Raw genomic sequence first — 22799 nt, 5'->3', positions numbered from 1 at the left:
GTTTAACCCCGAATATCAGCAATAAATTGGCTCAGCACGTTCTCTTTTTCGAGCGTGCGCTCAGCGTACTCATGCGCCAGCCGGTTTTCTTTCGGCAGCGCCAGCGCGCTTTCAATTCCTGTCACCAGCGCCGGAACGGATTCCGGCTCGACGCAAACCGCGATCCCTGGAATGGCGCTGCACAGTTGCCCCAGTTCGGTTTCCGCCTCAGCGGTGATCACCGCGTTGCCGCCGACCGCGAGAATATTCGTCAGCTTCGACGGCAGCACCGCATCCGCGGCACCGCGCTTCTGAATCACCAGATGGCAATCGCCCATTTTCAGCAGCGCGGGCAACGCTTCATACGGCTGTAGCGGGAAAAAGCGCACGTTATTTAAGCCACGCTCTGCCGCCAGTTTTTCCAGCCGTGCTTTCCCGCCGCCCTGCCCGACGATCACGAACAGCCATGGCTGATGTTGCAGTTGCGAAGCCGCGTCAATAACGCTCTCCAGCCCCTGTTTTTCCCCGATGTTGCCGGAATAAAGAATGATTTTTTGATCGGCGGGTAACCCCAGTTGTTCGCGCAATACCGCCACCTGCGTCGCACTGACGTCGCGAAAACGCGCCACTTCTGACCAGTTGGGGAAGAAAATCACTTTCTCCGCAGGAACGCCTTTCTCCTGCGCTTTGTGCATCATCGAACGTGAAATCGTGGAGACGTTGTCGACGTTATGCAGGCCGCTGCGCTCAAAGGCGCTGGCCAGTTTCGCCACTTTGCCGCCATTACCCTTCCCGGCCATGCCGAGACCGAGCATCGCATCGACTTCGTAATCCTGGATATGCAGCAACGTGCGCGCCCCGGAGAGTTTCGCCAGCAGGCGCATGCCCGGCGTGCAGAACAGCGTCGGCACCACACCGATGATGCGGTCCGGTTTCCAGCGACGCTGCGCCATCAGCGGGAAAAAGCTGCTGAGGGCAAAACTGCCGAGGTGCAACAGGCGTTTCAGCGTGGAAGGCTGTTTCGGCACGTACAGCGGGCAGCGCCAGACGGTGGCGTCGCCCTCTTCCCGGCGGTAACGCCAGGCGGAATAACGCTCGCCGATTTTCCATTCCGGGTAGTAAGGCGGTGCGGTGATCACCCGCACTTCATGACCCTGACGGGCCATCCACTCAACCATTTCCCCGGTGTATTTACCGATGCCGGTCAGCTCGGGCGAATAATTAATGCCGTAAACCAGAATCTTCATAGTCCCGGCACCTCAGCACGCTTCTCAACGAGAAAGTAGGCGCGGCTGTTGTCATGCACGTTATCGGCGGCCAGCAGTTCCGCTGACGTCAGCCAGCTGTAGTCGTTATGCTGTTCGACCGGTAAATTCAGCGCGTCTGCGTCCACTTTCAGGCGGAAACCAAGCACCACATAGTGGGTGGTGAAATCAGTGCCGGAAAAGTTGTCGTCATAGAAGTGCTGCCAGACTCCGTAAAATTCCCCTGCTGACATCGGCAGGCGCAGACCCAATTCCGCCTCCGTCAGACGGGCAAAGGCGTCAGCAAGCGTCTCGTCCTTCTGCACGCGCCCGCCCGGCACGAACCAGTAGCCCTGTGCCGGACGGTTATTGCGTTTCCCGAGCAGAAATTCCCCACGCGCGTTCTCGACGATCAAATCTATAGAGATGAGCGGCGTTGAACGCACCACGGTGGCAAAATCTTCGTGCTTAAGAAACATGGTTACCCCCGGAAACGTTGCTGGTTTTCGAGGAACCACTGGTACGTACTGGCCAGCCCTGCCTCAAGGGTGATTTCGTGATACCAGCCCAGTTGATGCAGGCGCGACACGTCCAGCAGTTTGCGTGGGGTGCCGTCCGGTTTGGTGGCATCAAACACGACACGGCCTTTGTAACCCACCACCGCCGCGATGGTCTGCGCCAGTTCACGGATAGTGCAGTCAACGCCGGTACCCACGTTGATGTGCGACAGCATCGGCTGGGTGTTCTCTTTCCACACCTCGCTGTCGAGTTCCATCACGTGGATGCTCGCCGCTGCCATGTCGTCGACATGGAGAAATTCACGCATCGGTGTGCCACTGCCCCACACCACCACATCTGGCGCGTTCTCCTGCGTGGCTTCGTGGAAACGGCGCAGCAACGCCGGGATCACATGCGAGTTGCTCGGGTGAAAGTTATCGTTCGGCCCGTACAGGTTGGTCGGCATGACGGAGCGGTAGTCGCGGCCGTACTGGCGGTTGTAGGACTCGCACAGCTTGATCCCGGCGATTTTGGCAATCGCGTAAGGTTCGTTGGTCGCTTCCAGCGTGCCCTGTAACAGTTCGCTTTCCGGGATCGGCTGTTTCGCCAGTTTCGGGTAGATACAGGAGGAGCCGAGGAACAACAGCTTATCCACGTTATGCACATGTGCAGCGTGAATGATGTTGCTCTCAATCATCATGTTCTCGAAGATGAAATCCGCCGGGTAGGTGTTGTTGGCAACAATGCCGCCCACTTTCGCCGCCGCCAGATACACCTGGTCAATGCGTTCCTCTGCAAAGAACGCATTCACTGCATTACTGTCGAGCAGGTTGAGCTCATCGCGGGTACGCAGAACCAGTTCCACGTCATCGCGTTGCTCAAGCTGCCGGACGATGGCCGAGCCCACCATTCCCCGGTGGCCCGCCACAAAAATACGTTTTCTGGTCATGGATCAGGACTCCAGCGCGATGGCGACCTCGTAGCCGTGGGATTTGAGCAGTGAATGTTTCTTCGCCGCTTCCAGATCTTTTGCCACCATTTCAGAAACCATTTCCTGCAGGGTGGTTTCCGGTTTCCAGCCCAGTTTCTCGTGTGCTTTGGTCGGATCGCCGAGCAGGGTTTCCACTTCCGCCGGGCGGAAATAGCGCGGATCAACCGCCACCATCACATCACCCGGTTTCACGCCCGGCGCATCGTGACCCGTGACAGAAACCACGATCCCTTTTTCGTCCACGCCGGTGCCTTCAAAGCGCAGTTTGATGCCGAGCTGGGCGGCCGCCATTTCCACGAACTGACGCACGGAGTACTGCACGCCGGTGGCGATGACGAAATCTTCCGGTTGATCCTGTTGCAGCATCATCCACTGCATTTTGACGTAGTCTTTCGCATGGCCCCAGTCACGCAGGGAATCCATGTTGCCGAGGTACAGGCACTTCTCCAGACCCTGGGCGATGTTAGCGATCGCGCGGGTGATTTTGCGGGTCACGAAGGTTTCGCCACGGCGCGGTGATTCGTGGTTGAACAGAATGCCGTTGCAGGCGTACATGCCGTAGGATTCACGGTAGTTGACGGTGATCCAGTAGGCGTACAGTTTCGCCACCGCATACGGAGAGCGCGGGTAGAACGGCGTGGTCTCTTTCTGCGGGATTTCCTGCACCAGGCCATACAGCTCAGACGTGGAAGCCTGATAGAAGCGGGTTTTCTTTTCCAGACCGAGGAAGCGGATGGCTTCCAGCAGACGCAGCGTGCCCATGGCATCTACATCGGCGGTGTATTCCGGGGATTCAAAGGAGACCGCAACGTGGCTCATGGCACCCAGGTTGTACACTTCGTCCGGCTGCACTTCCTGCAGGATACGGGTCAGGTTGGAGGTATCCGTCAGGTCGCCGTAATGCAGGTGGAATTTCGGGTTGCTGGTATGCGGATCCTGATAAATGTGGTCAACGCGTTCGGTGTTGAACGAGGAGGCACGACGTTTAATCCCATGAACTTCATACCCTTTTTCCAGCAGCAGTTCTGCCAGATAAGAGCCATCCTGTCCGGTTACGCCGGTGATGAGAGCGACTTTTGACATAATTATATTCCTCTGTTTTATCAGGGTTGAGTTGTTACCACGCGTTCGCGCGTCACCACTGCGGGGTTGCCACGGCAAATCGCATTTGCCGGTAGCGATTTAAATACGCTGCTGCGTGCGCCAACGACGGTGCCGTCACCGATCGTCACGCCCGGCGCGACAAACACATCTGTCGCCAGCCAGCATTTTTCGCCAATCACAACCGGCGTCGCGTTAATATCAAAATGCGCGCTGGAATAATCGTGACTGCCGGTACACAAATAACATTTCTGCGAGATGACAGAATTAGCACCAATCGTTATCTCGCCAAGGGTATATAAAACCGCGTCATCGCCGACCCAGGCATAATCTCCGAGGGTTAATTTCCACGGATAGGTGATTTTCACCGACGGACGAATGACTACGTTTTTTCCGATTTTTGCGCCAAATAAACGAAGCAGGAAAGCACGCCAGCGGTAAAGTATTTGTGGTGACCAGGCAAATAACGTTGCCTGAACAGCCCACCACAGTTGCACTTTAATACCATTCCCGCCCCGGAACCCTTTCGGCACGGAGAAGCCGCGTAACTCTTGCATAAGTTTTCCCGATATTTATATTTTGTTATAGAGCGCTTTGGTTTTACCGGTCGTACGTAACCGCATTAAATAAGACAATTCTGCCCAGAAGCCCGGCACCCGCAATATTTTGCGCTGCACGTTTTTTGCATCCTGACATAATTCAAGATTATTCGAGGTAGACACGCCGCCCATCGAGAATTCGGAAACCAGACCTTTCACACGCTTGAACGGGTAACCTGATTTATACATCCGGGCCGCCAGCGCGTAATCCGATGAGACACGGTATTGCAGATCGTAGGGGTGATTTTTCAGTCCCGTTACCGGGAAAAAGATAGCCTGATGGCTGGCCGGCAGGCTGTGATAAATATACCAGCCCGGTTTCGCGCCACGGCGAATTTTAGTGCCGTCGCCAAAATCTAACAGCGCATCGCCGATATACATGGCATTTTCTTTTTTGCCTGCCAGCTGGCGAACGAAATGGGCAATATCCTGATGGAAAACATCGCCGGAATTGAGGAAGATCGCGAACTTACCCTGCGCCATGGCGATGCCTTTATTCATGGCATCATACAGGCCGTTGTCGCGTTCGCTGACGTAACGTAAGTTGTACTCACCGTTAAGGTTTTGCAGATATTCTGCGGTGCCGTCAGTTGAGCCGCCGTCCACCACAATCCATTCGAAATCGAGGTCGGTTTCGCGCGCCAGGTGCGCCAGTGACGCTTTCGTTTTCACGACCCCGTCATAATTGCGAAACGCCACAGTAATAATGCTCAGCAGCATATTCGTTTCCACCTCATATTTTGTGCACAATATTCAACGCTTTGCGCAGAATAAAAGGGCACACAATTAAAAACGCATATTCCGGGCTAAATATTGAGCCGGTAAAAAACAGCGACAGTGGCGTAAAAAGATACAATTGCACGCCAAAATTCTGGTTATTACCAAAGGCGTTAATCGTCATTTTTGCAACCTTAACCAGATACCATCCTGTCAGTAATACCGCGAACCAGGAAAAATAGATAATTAACAGATACAAGCCATTATCTATTGTTTTACCGACATCGGCACCGTTAAAGATTCCGAATGATGCAACATATTCGTAAAGAGAGCCAAAACGCACCACACCATCAATATGGGTCAGAGAATAGCCCACCATCACCAGCGGACCGATAATTCGGTAGTAAGATGATGAACCTTCGGTGCCCAGATCGCCGAGTCGTGTTGAAATATAAGGGAACGCGAAAATTACCCCCAGCAAAAAAACGGCTAATGAGATAATCGCCAGCGGCAATTTCTTGCGAATCGCCTCTTTATTCAAATACTGGAAGGCCCACTCCAGCAGATAAAACAGGATAAATGTCATCACTCCGGAAAACGATCCTGAAAGAACAATCCCTGCAAGAATCATAGCATCGGTCTTCGGCGTTTTGATACCAAACTGTTTGATGCTGAGCCAAATTGAGATTAGTGCCAGAGCAAAAAATGCCGGTTCGAAATAAAGTGCGGTGGTTCGCTTGCCACCAAATTTGATAAAGTTCAGAACATAGCTGTTACTGTAAATAAGATATTTCGAAATCGACTCCATTAAACTGCTGCCGCCGCTGAGGATGATCTGCGCCATCTCCGCCGCCGCCAGCATCACCACCAGCGCCACCACCACATAAAAGAAACGCAGAATTTTGCGGTAGTTATGCGGTGAGATGGTTTTGAAGCGAATGCTCCACACCATGCCGATGATGATCACGATGTAAATGAACAGCATGGTAGAGGTGACGTATTTGCTGGCATCCAGCGACTGGCCGAACAGGTAGTTGAACGCCGTCAGTCCGACGCCAGCGCCCAGCGCAATCATCAGTTTTTTCAGATTCAGGCGTTCGACATACAACAGCAGCAACACGGGCAGGAACGTCACAATGGTGATCGGAAAACTCTCGCCCAACTGCGCCAGTTTGACGTTAACCAGCAGATAAATTAACGGCAGCAGCAGATAGCTACAGACTCTGATAGAACGAGACATATTCCTCCAGCATCTGTTGTCCACTGTATGCCTTGCGGCTTCGGTCGCGAAACGCCTGTAACGAATCGCCAAACACCGCCTGCGCCAGTTCCGCTTTCGGCAGCGTCACCAGCTGTAACACCTCGTCGTTGCCAAACGTCCGGCCACCCGATTTCTGCAACACCTCCTGCGCGGCTTCGCTGTGCGTGGCGATCACCGGCACGCCAATCGACAGCGCTTCACAGAGAATTAACGGGTAGTTATCCACGCGGGAGCTGAACAGCAAGGCGTCGAGCTGATTCAGTTCATTCATCAACTGGCGCTTGTCAGTGAGAAAACCGTGGTTGATGACGTTTTTCCCTTCAAACGGTGAAAACTTGCCGAAAGTGTGAACCTCAACAGCTTCCCCCAGCGCGATGATGTCGCGCACCAGTTGTTGACTGGTTTTGCCGTCGTAACGCAGGTCATGCGCCACCACCGCGATTTTCGGTTTACCCGCCGTTGCCGTCAGCGGCGTCAGTTCAGCGAGAATCGCTTCGGTCGCCACGTCGATGCCGTTGTTAATAATTCGGCAGCGCCCTTCGCCGTACAGACTGTTAAACGCGTCAGCGACGTGCTGACTGGGAGAAATAAACTGGCAGCCGAGGGCCAGCATGTCGCGAAACAACTGACGTTTGCCTTCCACCAGCTGATGAGCGCGGTCGATTTTCACCGGCGGGTAGTTGCTCAGCGTCGGGCATTTCTGGCAACCGGTTTTCCAGCCATCGCAACCATCAAGAAACGCGCAACGCCCGGTCACGCTCCAGTGGTCGTGCAGCGTCCAGACAAAGGTCACATCGCCTTTATGTGCTTTCACTTTCTGGCAAAAACTGACCACTTCGTCGAGATTCAGCCAGTAGCTGTGCAGCACATGAAAATGGAGCACCACCGGCCCGCGGGTGCGGGTCACTGTGCGATACAGATTGTTGAGATTGCCGAACAAGTCGCGGTTGAACAGACGAAACAGCGCCAGGTTGGCCATCGAGGTGACGCGCGCTGTCTGCTTGATCACCTGCGGATAATTATCATGGCTGACGCTTTTTCTGCCGCCTTTGCCGTAACCGTAGACAAACTGTGAATGCAGCCCTTTTTGTAACGCGCGCTGGTGCAAATCCAGCGCCACGCCCGCCGCCCCGCCTTCGGCGAGACGCACGTTAAACTGTAAGATATTCATTTAATGACCTTCACTCGCGCTTTTTCGCCCACCACCAGCGCGTTGTCCGGCACATCGTCCAGCACCACGCTGCCCGCGCCGACGGTGACGTTATTACCAATAGTGATGGCGCCAAGAATGATGACGTTAGCGCCTAACTCGACGCCGTTGCCGATCACCGGGCAGGCCAGGCTGTCTGCGCCACGGTTGCCGATGGTGACGCCATGGCGCACGGTAAAATCATCGCCCGCCACGACGTTTTTATTGATGACCACGGCATAGCCATGGTGAATGGTGAAGCGACGCCCGATGGTCGCAGCAGCCTGAATTTCATAGCCAAACAGGCACTCGGTGAAGATGCGGTACAGCACCAGCACCGGCGCAGCCCACAGATTGTTGATGATATTTTTCTTGCGCCACACCGAGCAGAAATGGGCCACGCGATAGGCCAGCACCATGCAGCAGGGGCGCAAACTCCAGCTGTTTGCGCGACAGTCTTCCAGTAGCATTATTTCCCCCGCAGTCCGTCAGCCAGGCGTTTACCGTTCCGCAGCGAAAAGAGCGTCAACAGCGTGCGCCACTTCATGCGCTTGTTGCGGATTTGATAGAGCGTAAACAACTGATACTTTTTGCTGGCACGGTCGAATTTATCTTTGTGCTTGCGATAGAAATGGAAGTAACCGGAAAACTTTTTCGGTGATGAGGTGATCTGCATTTCGCCGTGGTTGATATGCAGGATCTGCGTCGCCTCTTCGACTTTCCACGGCTCGCCATACGCCACCACCATGCGCAGGAAAATGTCGTAGTCCTGCGCGGCTTTCAGTTGCGTATCGAACAGCGACTCTTTGAAGCGCCACGCCCAGCTAAAGACCTGGTTGCCGATGATATTGCGTTTATAAAACAGCTTGCGGGAGTACGGCGACTTCGGGTACAGCGGCAGACTGGCCGGTTGCGAGTAGACTTCGCCCTCACACACGTAATCATCGGCATAGAGAAAAGCGTGAGTCGTCAGCTGATGTTTGTGTTCCAGAAACACCGACAGCCGGTTCGGCGTCCACTCATCGTCATCATCGATGCCAGTGATGTACTGCCCTTTGGCCTGCAAAATGGCCTGATTGCGTACCGCGCAGGCACCGGAGTTGAAATCGTTACGGGTGTAGTTCACGCGCGGATCGTTCAGTTCGGCGACAAACTGCGCCAGCTGTTCGAACGAGGCGGAGCAGTCATCCACTATCATCAGTTCCCAGTGCGGATAATCCTGACGAAGAACCGATTTAATCGCACGAATGGCCAGCTGTTGCCGGTTCCATGTCGGCATATAGATTGAAATAAGCGGACGATGATTGGTCATTATGTTCCCCGGTAAGTATCTGCCCCTTCGCCCTGCCCTCATCCTCCAGGGCGAGGGTCAGGGAGAAGGGAAAACTTATTTGTTGTCAGACTTATATTCGTATTCGTAGTAACCGTAATCCTGATAGCCCGTGGCCCGGCGGAAGATGGAGTTGAGGATCACCCCGCGCACTTCGATGCCGTTCTGTTCGAAACGGCTGAGGCTGGTTTCCACTTCTTTCAGGGTGTTCACTGCATAGCGCACCACCATCAGCGTGGTTCCCGCGAGGCGACCGACGATGGCGGCGTCGGTGACGGCCAGAATCGGCGGGGTGTCGATCAGCACCAGGTCGTAGTGACTGCTCGCCCACTTGACCAGTTCGGCGAAGCGATCACTCATCAGCAATTCGGACGGGTTCGGCGGCACCTGACCGCGCGGCACCAGATCGAAATTATTGATGGCGGTCTTTTTGGCGCAGCTCTCGATTTCCGCTTTCCCCACCAGGATCTCTGACAGACCGTTGGTGTTGGTGGTGCCGAGCAGTTCGTGGGTATAGCCTTTACGCATATCGCAGTCGATCAGCAGCACACGCTTATTGGTCTGACTGATCACCGCCGCCAGGTTCGCACAGACAAAGGTTTTACCGATTGACGGGCTCACCCCGGTCAGCATCATCACGTTATTTCTCGCCTGCATCATGGCGAAGTGGAGACTGGTGCGCAGGCTGCGAATCGCCTCAATCGCGAGGTCGGTCGGGTTACCCACCGCCAGCAACTGACTTTGCTTGTAGCGCTTAACACCGTGAATGGTTTTGACGCTGTCATGCGACTTCTGCCATTCCGACAGTGGGATGCTGGCGTATACGCTGATCCCTTGCTCTTCCAGTGCCTGCGGGCTTTCGATACCGCGGTTGAACAACGAGCGCAGCAGCACGCCGACGATAGACAGCATCAGGCCGAGGATCAGACCGCCGAGGATAATCAGCGCTTTCTTCGGCTTCAGCACACCAGGCTGCGTGATGGCATGGTCGACGATGCGCACATCACCTACGGTGCTTGCTTCCTGAATCTTCAGCTCCTGTTGTTTGTTCAACAGTTGCATATAGACCTGCTGGCCCGACTCAACATCACGCGTCAGACGTACAATCTCCTGCTGCGTTTTCGGCATCGCTGTCACGCGCTGATTCAGGTTCGCCTTCTCGTCTTCCAGCGCCTGGCGTTTTTCCAGCAGCGTCCGGTATGCCGGGTGACGTTTGGTGTAGAGTTTGGAAATCTCCGCCTCTTTGAAGGTCAGCTCGTTAAGCTGCGCATCGATGTTGACCATCGAATCGAGCACCGATTTCGCTTCCAGCGGCAGGTCGACAGAGTCTTTTTCCTGACGGTAGGCGTTGAGTTTGTTCTCGGCGACATCGAGGTGGCTTCGCACGTCCGGCAGTTGTTGAGCGAGGAACGCCAGACTTTTCGCCGCTTCTTCCGACTTGCGCTCAACGTTCTGCTCGAGGTAGTTGCGGGTGATGTTGTCGAGAATGGTGCGGATCTGCTCACGATCTTCACCGATAAAGTTCAGGCTCAGGACGCCGGTGTCTTTCCCCGTTTCGGTAACCGTCAGGTTGTTCTGCAGGTTATTGATCATCCCCAGCGTGGAGAATTTGGTGACGGTAAATTCGCCACCGGTTTCCGCGTTGATGCCACTCACCAGCAACGTGACGCCATCTTTGTTGAGCGGTTGACCCACATCACCACGGGCGCTGAAGCCCCCGTCGCTGGTCAGCAGATACTGTTTGGGCCCCAGCACTTCAAGCGTGAATACCTGCTCTTTCATGCTGGCGGGCAGCGTGAAGGTTTCCACATGAACGGTGTCGTTCTGCCGCCCCATCAGACGATCCCAGCCTGCACCGAAAATCGGGAAGGTGTTTTTGGTCACGCTGATATCAAGGTTCAGATCATCAACCGTTTTGCCCAGCACCAGACGCGAGCGAATCAACTGGATTTCCGCTTCCGAAGCAGGCGGTTTGCTGTTGAGGGCTGAGTTAATATCCTGCACCAGCGAACTGCCGGTGTTTTGTTCTATCTGCACCAGCGCGTCGGCGCTGTAGATGGGGGTGGCAAACAGCGCGTAAATCACTGCCGCCAGGCCAAACAGCGCGGTCGTTCCCAGAACCCACCATTTCGCTTCAATGACCGTGCCTATCAGGCGTCCGATATCAATTTCATCATTGCCCGAGGCCTGCGGGGCAGCGTGTTTTATTTTTTCTGTCATTGTTATCCCTGCTGAGCTTTGAGTGCCTGTGCCCACTGTCGGGCAGACTGATCGAGTAAGGAGTAAACCGCTTCGAAAGCATCACGGCTCTTGCGGTACGGATCGGGAATTTCGCGTTCATCATCCCAGTGACCAAACAGCATGACTTTGCCGCGCATCTCCGGGGCCATGTCGCACAGGCGCGTGATGTGCCGTTTTTCCATGGTCAGGATCAGGTCATAATCCCGACACATCCGCCCGGAAATCTGTCGCGCGCAATGCCCTTCAAGCGAGAGATTGTGAGCAGCGGCGACACTCGCGGCGGAGTCGTCTGCCCCGTTACCCACCAGCGCCCCCAGACCCGCTGACTCGACGGTCAGCGCGGGGTGATAGGTTTTCAGCAGACGTTCCGCGGTCGGGGAACGGCAGATGTTCCCCACGCAAACGACCAGTATTTTGTTAAACATGCGCATTACCACGTATGGATGTCTTTTGCTGTATCCGTCATGTAGCGAACGCCACTGATGGTTGGCAGCAACTGGTTGATCAGACGGTTCCAGCGGGCAACCGGTGCGGTCGTGACATACACCACGTCATACGGCTGCAACACGAAGTTGGTGGCCATGACCAGGGATGTCGCATCGGACATATCAAGCTGGTAAACGTTGGCAATCTTGCCGTTTTTGTCCTGCTGGAGCGGACGGATCACGAAGATGCCGCTGGCGTTGGAGGTCGTCATGTCGATGCCTTCCGCCTGGCCCAGCGCTTCGGTCAGGGTCATGCCGCTGAAGTCCATTTTGAGGGTGCTCTGTTTTTTCACTTCACCCATCACGAAGACTTTCAGATCGTCGTTACGCGGCACGAACAGAATGTCGCCCGGGTAGAGCAACCGGTTCTGGCTGAGGTCGCCGTTTTGCATCAGCGCCTGCAGCGAAATACGCTGTTCGCGTCCATCATGAGTCAGCACCACGTTGCGCCAGTCTGCGGCTTCCGTCAGTCCGCCCGCGGCGTTGATGGCATCCAGTACGGTCAGCGGTACGTTGGTGATCGCCTGCTGCCCGGATTTATTCACCTGCCCGGAGACGTAGGCTTTCTGCGAGCGGAACGCGGCGACGTTGACGTCAACCTGCGGGTCGTTGATATACGCCGCCAGGCGTGAGGTCACCTGCGAACGAATTTCGGCGAGCGTTTTCCCGGCCACCTGCACTTTGCCGACGTACGGATAGAAAATCGAACCGTCAGGCTGTACCCAGTTACCGGTGTCGCTTGAGCTGCGGTATTGCCCCGCAGGGGTCGTGAGTTCCGGGTGATCCCAGACTGTCACGTTAAGGACATCGCCCGGCCCTACCCGATACTGGTAATTGTTTAACTCCTGATCCAGCGACATATTGGGTTGCGCCACATTCGGTCGTGGGCGTAATTGGTCAATCAGTCGCGGGGTCAGCGGATAAACATTCACCATCCGGTCAATGTCAAAATCAGCATCTTGCTGTTTGATCACATCTTTACCGAAGGTAGACATATTGCTGCCGGGAAGGACAGTACAACCACTCATGAAGGTTACCGACACCAATAATGGCATCAATTTTAGTTTGGATTTCATCATTGATTATTTATCACTTTGGCAGAAAATTATCCTGTGCGAATAAAATATAACGTTCTTTTTACCATTCTTAGTTGAAGCAGAATGCATTTAATCGAAACGCAATATAATTGGTATCTGTCCTAAAAAAGACGATATTTACTCGCAGGCTATTGACAGAATAATCGAAGCAGGTTGTCACGCCTTCAGGCACGCTACCGCCCTTGGCTTCCAGTTACCAATCCACTGTTAAATCAGATAATTAAAGAATACAACCCTGCTTCACAGGGCTTACCAGAGAATATCCTGACGCATATTGCGAAATCATTTTCGGGCTTTCATATGACAGCAATGAAAGAAGCAAAAGATTATTAATCACGATATGCTGGAAGAATTGTTGCAGCTAAGACAATATCAGGCAAGGTAACAACCTACCGAAATGGGGTTTTTAAGAATAATATTAAACGCTCATTTTTATACTTTTAGGATTTTATTTATATTGACAATATGCGAGTGTTCTCTCTTTCCGGGAACATATCCGTTTAACGATACAAAAAGGTGATAATAAATACCTGAAACAATAAGGTTATCGTGGTACTGATAAATTCTTATTATTGAGATAAATCTCAGGTAAATATTGCATTTCAACTCTGCTTTATCCATGATCTCCTTGTGTCATTTTTTTTACGTTACGAAAGGTATTAATCCGTATATGGAATGGATCGCCGATCCCTCAATCTGGGCCGGTCTGATGACGTTGATTGTCATCGAGCTGGTATTGGGTATTGATAACCTGGTGTTTATCGCCATCCTCGCTGAAAAGCTTCCGCCCGGGCAGCGTGACCGCGCTCGCGTGACGGGGCTGATCCTGGCGATGCTGATGCGTTTGCTGCTGCTTGCGTCTATCTCCTGGCTGGTCACCCTCACCAGACCGTTGTTCAGCATCCGCGATCTCAGCTTCAGCGCCCGCGACCTGATCATGCTGTTTGGCGGGCTGTTCCTGTTGTTTAAAGCCACCGTTGAATTAAATGAAAGGCTGGAAGGGAAAGACAGCGAAAACCCGACGCAGCGGCGGGGAGCAAAATTCTGGGCTGTTGTGACACAGATAGTGGTGCTGGATGCGGTGTTCTCACTCGACTCAGTGATCACCGCCGTCGGGATGGTTGACCACCTCGCGGTAATGATGGCAGCGGTGATTATCGCCATCAGCCTGATGCTGCTGGCCAGCAAGTCGCTCACTCGTTTCGTCAATAACCACCCGACCATCGTCATTCTGTGCCTCAGCTTCCTGCTGATGATTGGCTTCAGCCTGATTGCTGACGGGTTTGGTTTCCATATTCCGAAAGGCTATCTGTATGCCGCAATTGGTTTCTCGGTGATGATCGAAGCCCTCAACCAGCTGGCGATTTTCAACCGCCGCCGTTTTCTGTCGGCGAACCAGTCGCTGCGCGCGCGCACCACGGAAGCGGTCATGCGCCTGCTAAGCGGGCAAAAAGAGGATGCGGAACTGGATGCCGAAACCGCATCGCTGATTGCCGACCACAACGACAGCCAGCTGTTTAACCCGCAGGAGCGGTTGATGATCGAGCGCGTGCTGAATCTCAACCAGCGCACCGTCAGCAGCATTATGACCTCGCGCCACGACATCGAGCATATCGACCTCAGCGCACCAGAATCAGAGATCCGCGCCCTGCTGGAGAAAAACCAGCACACCCGTCTGGTGGTCACCAGCAACGACGACAATGAAGAAGATCTGCTGGGCGTGGTGCATATCATCGACCTGCTGCAACAATCGCTGCGTGGCGAGCCGCTCAATCTGCGGGTACTGATTCGCCAGCCGCTGGTCTTCCCGGAGACGCTGCCACTGCTGCCTGCGCTGGAGCAGTTCCGCAACGCCCGCACTCACTTTGCGTTTGTGGTTGATGAGTTTGGTTCGGTAGAAGGGATTGTCACGCTGAGCGACGTCACAGAGACCATCGCCGGGAATCTGCCTAACGAAGCCGAAGAGATCGACGCCCGGCATGATATCCAGAAAAATGCCGATGGCAGCTGGACGGCGAACGGTCACATGCCGCTGGAAGATCTGGTGCAGTTTGTGCCGATTCCCCTCGATGAAAAGCGGGAATATCACACCATTGCCGGTTTGCTGATGGAGCATCTGCAGCGGGTGCCGCAGGCGGGAGAAGAAGTGGTGGTGGATGGCTTTACGCTGAAAACGCTGGAGGTAGAAAACCACCGCGTGCAGCGGGTACAGATTTTCCCGCCGGAAGAGCTTCCTGATTATGAGGTTTGAAAGTAACCGGGCGGCTTAGCGCCGCCCGGTCATCATCACAATTTTTCCAGCAGCTTTTTCACATCTCTGCCGCTCTGGCTCTCTTTGTTTTTATCGGCCCAGTCGTTCAGGCGGCGTTTCATTTCATCCTGCAACTGCTTACGCAGCACCTGATCGACCTGCAGGCTGTAATTCAGCGACTGCCATGGGCCATAAACGCGCAGCGGGATGGCGGTCTGTTTCAGCATTTCCACCAGCTTGCTGTCGCCTTTCCAGCCTTCCAGCACGCGGACGTTAAAACGCATATCGCCCTGCTCTTTCACCAGATCCAGCGAACCCTGCCCGGTCAGCGCCAGTAACGCAGACTGCCCGTCCATGTTGCTGAGCGTCAGCACGCCACTGTTGAGTTGCAGATCACTGGCGAGCTTATCCAGCCGGGTCGCTGTCTCGTAGTTTTCCTGCGCCTGCACGTTGGCGCTGCGCGCTATCGCCTGCTGCACAAGCTGCTGGAAGTTCAGGCCTTCCGCGCGGGTATTGAGCAATTCAACATGCCCCTCACCCTGCCAGTTGCGGCGGAAATCGTCGGCATCAATTTTACTGCCGCTGAAATCCCCGGCGAGCGTCATCGAGCCTGTCAGTTGAATGGGGTAATTAAACGCTTTCAGGATGGTGCCGATTTCAACGTTGTCCAGCTTCGGCTGAAACTCGACCTGTACGTCGTTCTGGCGCGCGTCGAGTTTACCCGGCAATGAGATGTGCCCGTCGCCGAGCCGCCCCTGCAATTCGGCAATCGTCAGTAAACCCGACTGGTTGCTGAGATCACCGCTGACCTGGCTGAAATTCATTCCGCGCCACAGGATCTGGTTCGCTTTCAGTTTGACCGCCGCGGTAAAACCGCGCAGGCCGCTGTAGTCAGGCTGTGGATTGCCGTCGGCGATCACCGGGCGCTGCTTCACCTGACTTTGCCCTTGCTGAGCCGCGCTGTTGTTTGTCGCGGCGCTGGCAGGCGAAAGGAGATTGTCCAGATTGAGCTTGTCGAACTGCAAATCCAGTGCCCATTCTGGACGATCCGCCAGCACGACCTGCGCATTGCCGGTGACGGTGCTGTCGTTCGCCGTCAGATTGAGCTTGTTGAAACCGAGGGTTTTACCCTCTTCCTGCCAGCTTGCCAACAGACTGCCTTTACCGGTGATGCCCTGTGTCGGGAGATCGGCGCCCTGAAATTGCCAGTTAAGCTGCGTCAGATTCGCCGACAGCGTATGTGGGTAGTCGCTGCCGTCGATATCCGCCGTGAAAGAGAGCGCCAGGTCGCGCTGGTCGCGATTAACCCGACCGGAAAATTCCATTGAGCCTTTATGCTGTTCGTCCTGCTCCATCTGCAAGTGGATGTCGCGGACGGTCACCAGCTCGTCGCTGTCATGCTGGAACACCAGCACGCTGTCCGCCACTTTCAGCTTCGCGATATCAAACGACCAGCCGCGATCTTCTGCCACTTCCGGCAGCGTGTTCTCTTTCGGTACCACCGGCGCGTCCTGCCCGCGCACCGCTTCCGTTTGCGGCGTAAGCTGGATCACTGCGCCTTTCAGCATCACCTGTCGAACCTGCAACTGGTGAGAAAGCAGCGGCAGTAGCGAGACGTCAAGACGCATGTTGTCCGCGCGCACCAGCGGTTCACTGGCGCCGGGTGCCGTCAGCGACATTCTGCCGGAGAGAATGCTGAGCTGCGGCCAGACATGCCAGCGCAGCGGCCCGTCGAGTTGCAACTGATAGCCGCTTCGCGTTTCGACCTGCCGCACCATATAAGCGCGAAAATCGTTAGGATTGACCAACAGCACCAACGCAGAGAGCCCGGCGATAATCACCACCAGTAAAATCATCAGCGTCGTCAGAAGTCGTCTCATGGCACCCTCAATACAACTGAGCGAACTCAGTCCTTATCAATACGGCTGGCAACAGCACCCTGCTGATCGCGATACTTCGCATCTTCACGGCGGTTATACGGACGCGCAGCCGGACCGGACAGCGGTTCAAAGCTCAACGCGCCGATCAGCATCCCCGGACGCAGCGCCAGCGGCAGCTTACCGGAGTTATAGAATTCCAGCACAATGCACCCGGACCAGCCCGGATCGATGCGATGCGCCGTGACGTGAACCATTAATCCAAGACGCGCCAGCGACGAACGCCCGTCCAGCCAGCCAACCAGATCGGCAGGCAGCGTGACCGATTCATAGGTGACCGCCAGCGCCAGTTCGCCAGGGTGGAGGTAAAACGCCTCGCCTTCGGCCAGCACAATCTCTTCGCTCATTACGCGATCCAGCGCCGCGCTCACTTCCGCTTTCGGCCCGCTCAGGTCGATAAACGCCGCGGTATGACCGCTAAAGGTGCGGAATTTATTGCCCAGGCGGACATCCACCGTGGCGCCGTTGATACGCTCAACGGGCGGACGCGGGGTAATCGACAGGCGGCCTTCGTCCAGCCAGGCTTCTATATCTCGGTCACACAGACGCATGCGCATTCTCCTTTCGTGCATCGCGCCCTTACCGTTTTGGGGCATAAGGGCTAAACAGATTCTCTCTGAACGTTACACAATTCACGGGGTTTATTCAAAAAACTGGCTAATTTTCGCTTTCAGGATATCAATCGCAATACGGTTTTTACCCCCACGCGGCACGATGATATCGGCGTACTGCTTTGACGGCTCAATAAACTGCAGGAACATCGGACGCACCGTTTTCTGGTACTGCGCCATTACTGAATCCATCGACCGCCCGCGCTCGTTCACGTCGCGACGGATGCGGCGCATCAGGCAGATGTCGAGGGGGGTATCAACAAAAATGGAGAAGTTCATCTCTTCGCGCAGACGCGCGTCAGTCAAAAGCAGAATACCTTCGAGAATAATGACTTTTTTCGGAACGACGTGAACCGTCTCTTCCATGCGGGTGTGTTCAACGTAGCTGTAAACCGGAAGTTCTATGGGATTGCCGCGCTTGAGCATTTGCAGATGCTGGAACAGCAGATTGTGATCCATCGCGTTCGGATGGTCATAGTTGGTTTTGACACGTTCTTCCATCGACAGATGACTTTGATCTTTGTAATAGCTGTCTTCAGGAATGACGCCAATATGCTCATCACCAACCTGTTCACGTAATTCGCGGTAAAGCGTACTGGCAATAAGACTTTTTCCGGATGCCGATGCGCCTGCGATACCTACGATGACGCACTGATGAGACTTCTCAGTCATATATTTTTGCGACCTGATTAACCTGGAGTTTGGGAAGGGCGACGCCGGAGCGTCAAACGCGGCAATTATAGGGATTTCAACGCGCCGATACCAGTCATGCTTGCGGATCTGCCAAAGCAATTACAGAAACGCGTAATATCCGTCTTAGTGCAAATTTTTGTGCCTGGTTTTGAAGCAGCATCGACAGTTTTCAACCATTCTAAGTAATTAATATCTCGATGCTGTCAAAATATGAACAACCGCAATAGGAATTGTAAATTGTTTGTACTAGCATAACTTCAGATAATCTATCAGTCGTCCGGGCTTGCCCCTGGCGGGAAAGCTACACGGATTAATGTAGTAATGAAGAAACCCTATCATCGTGTTTTCGTGACTCCGTCCCATCCTGTGCTGCACTTTATCAGCCTGGGGCTGGCGACGTTCATCTTTACGCTTTTTTCGCTTGAGCTGACCCGCTTTGGCACCCTGCTGGCGCCGCTGTGGTTCCCGACCTCAATCATGATGGTCGCCTTTTACCGTCATGCCGAAAAATACTGGCTGACGATTGCCCTCGTCTGTTCCGTGGGCAATGTCGCCGCCTCATTAGTGCTGTTCCCCGCGTCCGCCGCGAACCTGGGCTATGTGGCGATTAATATTGCCGAAGCACTGGTGGGGGCGGTGCTGCTGCGTAAGCTGCTGACAAACTATAACCCGCTGCAGAATCTCAACGACTGGGTGCGACTGGCCCTCGGCAGCGCGGTGTTCCCGCCCCTCTTTGGCGCGCTTCTGGTCTGGCTGCTGCTCCCTGGCGAACAGCCGCTGCAAACGATCATCGTCTGGGTGCTGTCAGAAACCATTGGCGCTCTGGCGCTGGTCCCACTGGGGCTGCTGTTTAAAACCCATTATCTGTTGCGCCACCGTGATCCGCGACTGCTGCTGGAGACGCTGATCACCCTCGCTGTGACGCTGGCGCTGAGCGGTCTGGCGATGCACTGGCTGCCCTGGCCTTTCACCTGCGTGATTGTCCTGCTGATGTGGAGCGCAATCCGCCTGCCGCGCATCGAAGCCTTTCTGGTTTTTCTGCTGACAGTGATGATGGTGTCGCTGATGATGGCCACCGATCCCGACATCATCACCGTGCCGCACACCTACGCGCTGAACAATGCGGCCTGGCTGCCGTTCCTGATGATCCTGCTCCCCGCCAACGTCATGACCATGGTGATGTACGCCTTTCGCGCCGAGCGTAAGCACATCACCGAAAGCGAAGCCCGTTTCCGCAATGCGATGGAGTATTCGGCGATCGGTATGGCCTTAGTTGGTACCGAAGGCCAGTGGCTGCAGGCTAACAAAGCGCTGTGCCAGTTCCTGGGTTACAGCCAGGACGAACTGCGGGCGCTGACTTTTCAGCAACTGACCTGGCCTGAAGATCTCAACAGCGATCTCGTCCAGCTGGACATGCTGGTGAAGGGCGACATCAACAGCTATTCGATGGAAAAGCGCTACTATACCCGCAAAGGGGACGTGGTATGGGCGCTGCTGGCGGTATCGCTGGTGCGTCACGCGGATGGCTCGCCACTCTATTTCATCGCCCAGATTGAAGATATTAATGACCTCAAGCACACCGAATGGGTCAACAAACGGCTGATGGAGCGCATTACCCTTGCCAACGAAGCCGGAGGCATCGGCATCTGGGAATGGGAGCTGGAGCCGGACGTGATCAGCTGGGACAAGCGCATGTTTGAGATGTACGACGTGCCGTCACACCTCAAACCCACCTGGCAGCTGTGGTACAACTGCGTGCTGGAAGAAGATCGCGCCCATGCCGAGCAGACCGTCCGCAACGCCCTGCGCGCCCGCTCGCCGTTCAAGCTGGAGTTTCGTATTCAGGTGAAAGACGGCATTCGTCATATCCGCTCGCTCGCCAACCGCGTCCTGAATAAAAACGGCGAAGTGGAACGCCTGCTCGGCATCAATATGGATATGACCGAGGTAAAACAGCTTAACGAAGCGCTGTTCCAGGAAAAAGAGCGCCTGCATATCACCCTCGATTCCATCGGCGAAGCGGTGTTGTGTACCGATATCCATATGAACGTCACCTTTATGAACCCGGTGGCGGAAAACATGAGCGGCTGGACGCAGGAGCAGGCGCTGGGACAACCGCTTCTTAACGTGCTGCATATTACCTTTGGCGACAACGGTCCGCTGATGGAAAACATCTACAGCGGCGACTTCTCGCGTTCCGATATTGAACAGGATCTGATACTGCACAGCCGTCATGGCGGCAGCTACGATATTCACTACAGCATTACGCCGCTCAGCACCCTCGACGGCCATAACATTGGCACCGTACTGGTTATTCAGGACGTGACTGAATCGCGCAAAATGCTGCGCCAGTTGAGTTACAGCGCCTCCCACGATGCCCTGACGCAACTGGGAAATCGCGTCAGCTTTGAGAATCACCTCAAACGACTGCTGCACAGCGTGCATGAAACGCATCAAAAACATGCGCTGGTGTTTATCGATCTCGATCGCTTTAAAGCCGTTAACGACACCGCCGGACACGCGGCAGGTGACGCGCTGTTGCGCGAACTGTCAGCGCTGATGCTCAGCATGCTGCGCACCAGCGACATTCTGGCACGACTGGGTGGCGATGAGTTTGGTCTGCTGCTGCCGGACTGTAACACCGAAAGCGCACGCTATACCGCAACACGCATCATCTCCGCTATCAATGATTATCATTTCCGCTGGGAAGATCGTACCCACCGCGTCGGCGCCAGTGCCGGGATCACCTTGATTGATGAGAGCAATAGCGTGGCCTCCGAAGTGATGTCGCAGGCCGATATCGCCTGTTACACCTCGAAAAACAGCGGGCGCGGCACGGTAACGGTGTACGAACCGCAGCAGGAAAATCAGCCCGCGCGCAGCACGATGTCGCAGGATGAGAAGTGGCACATCATCAAAGATAACCATCTGGTATTTATGGCCCGTAGCGTGGCCTCGCCGCGCATTCCGGAATCCAGCCACTTCTGGCTGCTGTCACTGCGCCTGTGGACCAGTGAAGGCGAGATGCTGGAAGAGAAAGCGTTCCGCAACAGCCTGTCCGAAAGCGAACTGCTGCGGGCGCTGGACCGTCGGCTGCTCAGCGAATTTTTCCTCCAGTGGGCCCAAAAAGTGGCAGTGAAAGGCATCAGCGTGAGTCTGCCGTTATCTTCCGCCAGCCTGGCCAGCACCTCGCTGATTGACGAGTTGCTCAGTCAACTGACGGAAAGCCAGATACCCGCGCGGCTGCTGCATTTTGTCATCAGTAGCGACGACCTGCTCAGTGAGGATAAAACGATGGCGCAGAGCATTCTGCGGTTACGCCAGGCGGGCTGCAAACTGATTCTCAGCCATCCGGGTCAGGATCTGGAGGTCTTTAACCGCCTGACGCCGGACACCGCTGACTACATCATGCTTGACCCCGACATCGTGGTTAACGTGCATCTCAATCTGATGGATGAAATGATGGTGACCATCGTGCACGGTCACGCGCACCGGCTGGGAATGAAAACCATCGCCGGGCCGACCAACGAATCGCTGGTGATGGACACGCTGTCAGGCATCGGCATTGATATGATCTACGGTGACACCATCTCACAAAACCAGCCGCTGGAGCTGGTCCTGCACAGCAGCTATTTCGCGATTAACTGATGTCCGGTGCCCAGCCGTCGGTGTACCAGATATGCAACAGGGCATACGAGCGCCACGGCTGCCAGCGTTCGGCATAGCGGCGAATTTGTGCGGGCGTCATGCCGGGGAAACGCTGCTTGATCAGATAATCATCGGGCAGGAACACGTCTTTGGCCTGCCAGCCGCGCAGGGCAAAATAGTTGGCCGTCCAGCGGCCTATGCCGGGAAATGATTGCAGGGATTTCATCCCCTGTTCGATGTTATCAGGCGCGGTCAGCGGGAGTTCACCGCTCAGCGCCGCGTTCGCCAGATGGATCAGCGCCTCCGCCCGCTTCAGCGGCATGCCGAGGGATTTCAGACGCAGCGGATCCGCCTGCGCCAGTTGCTGCGGCATCGGGAAACAATAAAACCCTGGCGCGTTTTCCAGCGGCTCCCCACAGGCGTGCACCACTTTCGAGGTCAGTTTTGCCGCCATGGTGACGCTCACCAGTTGCCCCAGAATCGCCCGAATTCCCTGCTCAAACGCATCCAGTGCACCGGGTAAACGCAGCCCAGGACGCGGCGCGCCAAGCGCTCCCAGTGCGCCCGATACCACCTGCGGATCGCAGTTCAAATCCAGCAGACGCTCGATCCGTGCCAGGCATTGTTCTGCGACCGGCAACAGCCCGTCGCTCAGGGTGACCCGTAGTGTCTGCGTGTTTTCGTCCGGCTCCAGCACCATCAGCCCCCGATGACCGTCGAGCGCAAAACTGCGGGTGTAGCGCCCGTCGCTGAACACTTCAACGCCCTCGACGGCACGCATCTTCAGAAAACCAAACATCCAGTCCCAGTCATAAGGCGGTAGCCAGCGCAATGTATACATGAAAGCTCCTTATCAGTGGTTACAGCATATACGTCACGACGCCAGCATGCCTTGCTTTTATATTCCTGTTGTCGTCGTCGCCACAT

At 55.1% G+C, this 22799-nt stretch carries 19 protein-coding genes; 2 read left to right on the top strand and 17 right to left on the bottom strand.

Annotated elements, in window-relative coordinates; translation table 11 throughout:
* Positions 1-2: 2 nt before the first annotated feature.
* The 13 genes from wcaI to AOY23_RS15565 all read right to left on the bottom strand — a co-directional run bounded on the left by wcaI (position 3) and on the right by AOY23_RS15565 (position 12714).
* Entirely contained in the window at positions 3-1226 is a 1224-nt protein-coding gene (gene wcaI, locus AOY23_RS15625; protein ID WP_054180273.1) for a colanic acid biosynthesis fucosyltransferase WcaI, read from the bottom strand.
* Complete coding sequence (locus AOY23_RS15620) at positions 1223-1702, bottom strand: GDP-mannose mannosyl hydrolase (RefSeq protein WP_054180272.1); 480 nt, start codon at positions 1700-1702, stop codon at positions 1223-1225. Before AOY23_RS15620 ends, wcaI begins: the two co-directional genes overlap by 4 nt.
* A 2-nt stretch (positions 1703-1704) precedes the next feature.
* Complete coding sequence (gene fcl, locus AOY23_RS15615) at positions 1705-2670, bottom strand: GDP-L-fucose synthase (protein WP_054180271.1); 966 nt, start codon at positions 2668-2670, stop codon at positions 1705-1707.
* A 3-nt stretch (positions 2671-2673) separates the two neighbouring features.
* On the bottom strand, positions 2674-3795 hold the full coding sequence (gmd, locus tag AOY23_RS15610) for a GDP-mannose 4,6-dehydratase (RefSeq protein WP_038162867.1): 1122 nt from the start codon (positions 3793-3795) through the stop codon (positions 2674-2676).
* 20 nt (positions 3796-3815) lie between these two features.
* A complete protein-coding gene (wcaF, locus tag AOY23_RS15605; protein ID WP_054180270.1) occupies positions 3816-4370 on the bottom strand; it encodes a colanic acid biosynthesis acetyltransferase WcaF in 555 nt (184 codons plus the stop codon).
* Positions 4371-4385: 15 nt separating this feature from the next.
* Positions 4386-5132: a colanic acid biosynthesis glycosyltransferase WcaE gene (gene wcaE / locus AOY23_RS15600; protein ID WP_054180269.1), complete on the bottom strand. Its 747-nt coding sequence runs from the start codon at positions 5130-5132 to the stop codon at positions 4386-4388.
* Positions 5133-5145: 13 nt separating this feature from the next.
* Complete coding sequence (wcaD, locus tag AOY23_RS15595; protein WP_054180268.1) at positions 5146-6369, bottom strand: colanic acid polymerase WcaD; 1224 nt, start codon at positions 6367-6369, stop codon at positions 5146-5148.
* The gene (gene wcaC / locus AOY23_RS15590) at positions 6344-7561 is read right to left on the bottom strand and encodes a colanic acid biosynthesis glycosyltransferase WcaC (protein WP_054180267.1); all 1218 of its coding nucleotides are present in this window, start codon (positions 7559-7561) and stop codon (positions 6344-6346) included. The genes wcaD and wcaC overlap by 26 nt, the downstream gene beginning before the upstream one ends.
* The gene (gene wcaB, locus AOY23_RS15585; protein ID WP_054180266.1) at positions 7558-8049 is read right to left on the bottom strand and encodes a colanic acid biosynthesis acetyltransferase WcaB; all 492 of its coding nucleotides are present in this window, start codon (positions 8047-8049) and stop codon (positions 7558-7560) included. Before wcaB ends, wcaC begins: the two co-directional genes overlap by 4 nt.
* Positions 8049-8891, bottom strand: coding sequence for a colanic acid biosynthesis glycosyltransferase WcaA (wcaA, locus tag AOY23_RS15580; RefSeq protein WP_038162850.1), 843 nt, complete (start codon positions 8889-8891; stop codon positions 8049-8051). Before wcaA ends, wcaB begins: the two co-directional genes overlap by 1 nt.
* Positions 8892-8966: 75 nt before the next feature.
* Entirely contained in the window at positions 8967-11129 is a 2163-nt protein-coding gene (wzc, locus tag AOY23_RS15575; protein WP_054180265.1) for a tyrosine-protein kinase Wzc, read from the bottom strand.
* Positions 11130-11131: 2 nt separating this feature from the next.
* Positions 11132-11575 carry a low molecular weight protein-tyrosine-phosphatase Wzb gene (gene wzb, locus AOY23_RS15570; RefSeq protein ID WP_054180366.1) on the bottom strand — a complete coding sequence of 148 codons (444 nt, stop codon included), beginning with the start codon at positions 11573-11575 and terminating at the stop codon, positions 11132-11134.
* A 5-nt stretch (positions 11576-11580) separates the two neighbouring features.
* A complete protein-coding gene (locus AOY23_RS15565; RefSeq protein ID WP_054180264.1) occupies positions 11581-12714 on the bottom strand; it encodes a polysaccharide export protein in 1134 nt (377 codons plus the stop codon).
* A 688-nt stretch (positions 12715-13402) separates the two neighbouring features.
* Here AOY23_RS15565 and AOY23_RS15555 point away from each other — a divergent pair.
* On the top strand, positions 13403-14983 hold the full coding sequence (locus AOY23_RS15555) for a TerC family protein (RefSeq protein WP_054180365.1): 1581 nt from the start codon (positions 13403-13405) through the stop codon (positions 14981-14983).
* Between the two features lie 35 nt (positions 14984-15018).
* Here AOY23_RS15555 and asmA read toward each other — a convergent pair whose 3' ends face one another.
* The 3 genes from asmA to udk form a co-directional block, all read right to left on the bottom strand.
* Entirely contained in the window at positions 15019-16863 is a 1845-nt protein-coding gene (asmA, locus tag AOY23_RS15550) for an outer membrane assembly protein AsmA (protein WP_054180262.1), read from the bottom strand.
* Positions 16864-16889: 26 nt separating this feature from the next.
* Positions 16890-17471, bottom strand: a complete 582-nt coding sequence (dcd, locus tag AOY23_RS15545; RefSeq protein WP_054180261.1) for a dCTP deaminase — start codon at positions 17469-17471, stop codon at positions 16890-16892.
* 90 nt (positions 17472-17561) lie between these two features.
* A complete protein-coding gene (gene udk / locus AOY23_RS15540) occupies positions 17562-18203 on the bottom strand; it encodes a uridine kinase (protein ID WP_054180260.1) in 642 nt (213 codons plus the stop codon).
* A gap of 342 nt (positions 18204-18545) precedes the next feature.
* On the opposite strand from udk, the gene AOY23_RS15535 reads away from it, so the two are divergent.
* The gene (locus AOY23_RS15535; protein WP_054180259.1) at positions 18546-21872 is read left to right on the top strand and encodes a diguanylate cyclase; all 3327 of its coding nucleotides are present in this window, start codon (positions 18546-18548) and stop codon (positions 21870-21872) included.
* On the opposite strand, the gene alkA is transcribed toward AOY23_RS15535, so the two are convergent.
* Positions 21865-22713 carry a DNA-3-methyladenine glycosylase 2 gene (gene alkA, locus AOY23_RS15530; RefSeq protein ID WP_054180258.1) on the bottom strand — a complete coding sequence of 283 codons (849 nt, stop codon included), beginning with the start codon at positions 22711-22713 and terminating at the stop codon, positions 21865-21867. The two genes, AOY23_RS15535 and alkA, sit on opposite strands and share 8 nt — an antisense overlap.
* Between the last annotated feature and the right edge of the window lie 86 nt (positions 22714-22799).

Origin of the sequence: Trabulsiella odontotermitis (assembly GCF_001297775.1) — a bacterium.
GTDB lineage: Bacteria > Pseudomonadota > Gammaproteobacteria > Enterobacterales > Enterobacteriaceae > Trabulsiella > Trabulsiella odontotermitis.
The sequence above is the reverse complement of the archived record's forward strand: the minus strand, read 5'-3'. Positions and strand labels throughout refer to the sequence as shown.

Excerpts from the sequence above, each read along its gene's own strand:
- udk (WP_054180260.1), bottom strand. The coding sequence starts at position 18,203 with ATGACTGAGAAGTCTCATCAGTGCGTCATCGTAGGTATCGCAGGCGCA.
- AOY23_RS15555 (WP_054180365.1), top strand. The coding sequence starts at position 13,403 with ATGGAATGGATCGCCGATCCCTCAATCTGGGCCGGTCTGATGACGTTG.
- wcaD (WP_054180268.1), bottom strand. The coding sequence starts at position 6,369 with ATGTCTCGTTCTATCAGAGTCTGTAGCTATCTGCTGCTGCCGTTAATT.
- alkA (WP_054180258.1), bottom strand. The coding sequence starts at position 22,713 with ATGTATACATTGCGCTGGCTACCGCCTTATGACTGGGACTGGATGTTT.
- asmA (WP_054180262.1), bottom strand. The coding sequence starts at position 16,863 with ATGAGACGACTTCTGACGACGCTGATGATTTTACTGGTGGTGATTATC.
- gmd (WP_038162867.1), bottom strand. The coding sequence starts at position 3,795 with ATGTCAAAAGTCGCTCTCATCACCGGCGTAACCGGACAGGATGGCTCT.
- AOY23_RS15535 (WP_054180259.1), top strand. The coding sequence starts at position 18,546 with ATGAAGAAACCCTATCATCGTGTTTTCGTGACTCCGTCCCATCCTGTG.
- wzb (WP_054180366.1), bottom strand. The coding sequence starts at position 11,575 with ATGTTTAACAAAATACTGGTCGTTTGCGTGGGGAACATCTGCCGTTCC.
- dcd (WP_054180261.1), bottom strand. The coding sequence starts at position 17,471 with ATGCGTCTGTGTGACCGAGATATAGAAGCCTGGCTGGACGAAGGCCGC.
- wcaF (WP_054180270.1), bottom strand. The coding sequence starts at position 4,370 with ATGCAAGAGTTACGCGGCTTCTCCGTGCCGAAAGGGTTCCGGGGCGGG.
- AOY23_RS15620 (WP_054180272.1), bottom strand. The coding sequence starts at position 1,702 with ATGTTTCTTAAGCACGAAGATTTTGCCACCGTGGTGCGTTCAACGCCG.
- wcaE (WP_054180269.1), bottom strand. The coding sequence starts at position 5,132 with ATGCTGCTGAGCATTATTACTGTGGCGTTTCGCAATTATGACGGGGTC.
- AOY23_RS15565 (WP_054180264.1), bottom strand. The coding sequence starts at position 12,714 with ATGATGAAATCCAAACTAAAATTGATGCCATTATTGGTGTCGGTAACC.
- fcl (WP_054180271.1), bottom strand. The coding sequence starts at position 2,670 with ATGACCAGAAAACGTATTTTTGTGGCGGGCCACCGGGGAATGGTGGGC.
- wcaA (WP_038162850.1), bottom strand. The coding sequence starts at position 8,891 with ATGACCAATCATCGTCCGCTTATTTCAATCTATATGCCGACATGGAAC.
- wcaI (WP_054180273.1), bottom strand. The coding sequence starts at position 1,226 with ATGAAGATTCTGGTTTACGGCATTAATTATTCGCCCGAGCTGACCGGC.
- wzc (WP_054180265.1), bottom strand. The coding sequence starts at position 11,129 with ATGACAGAAAAAATAAAACACGCTGCCCCGCAGGCCTCGGGCAATGAT.
- wcaC (WP_054180267.1), bottom strand. The coding sequence starts at position 7,561 with ATGAATATCTTACAGTTTAACGTGCGTCTCGCCGAAGGCGGGGCGGCG.
- wcaB (WP_054180266.1), bottom strand. The coding sequence starts at position 8,049 with ATGCTACTGGAAGACTGTCGCGCAAACAGCTGGAGTTTGCGCCCCTGC.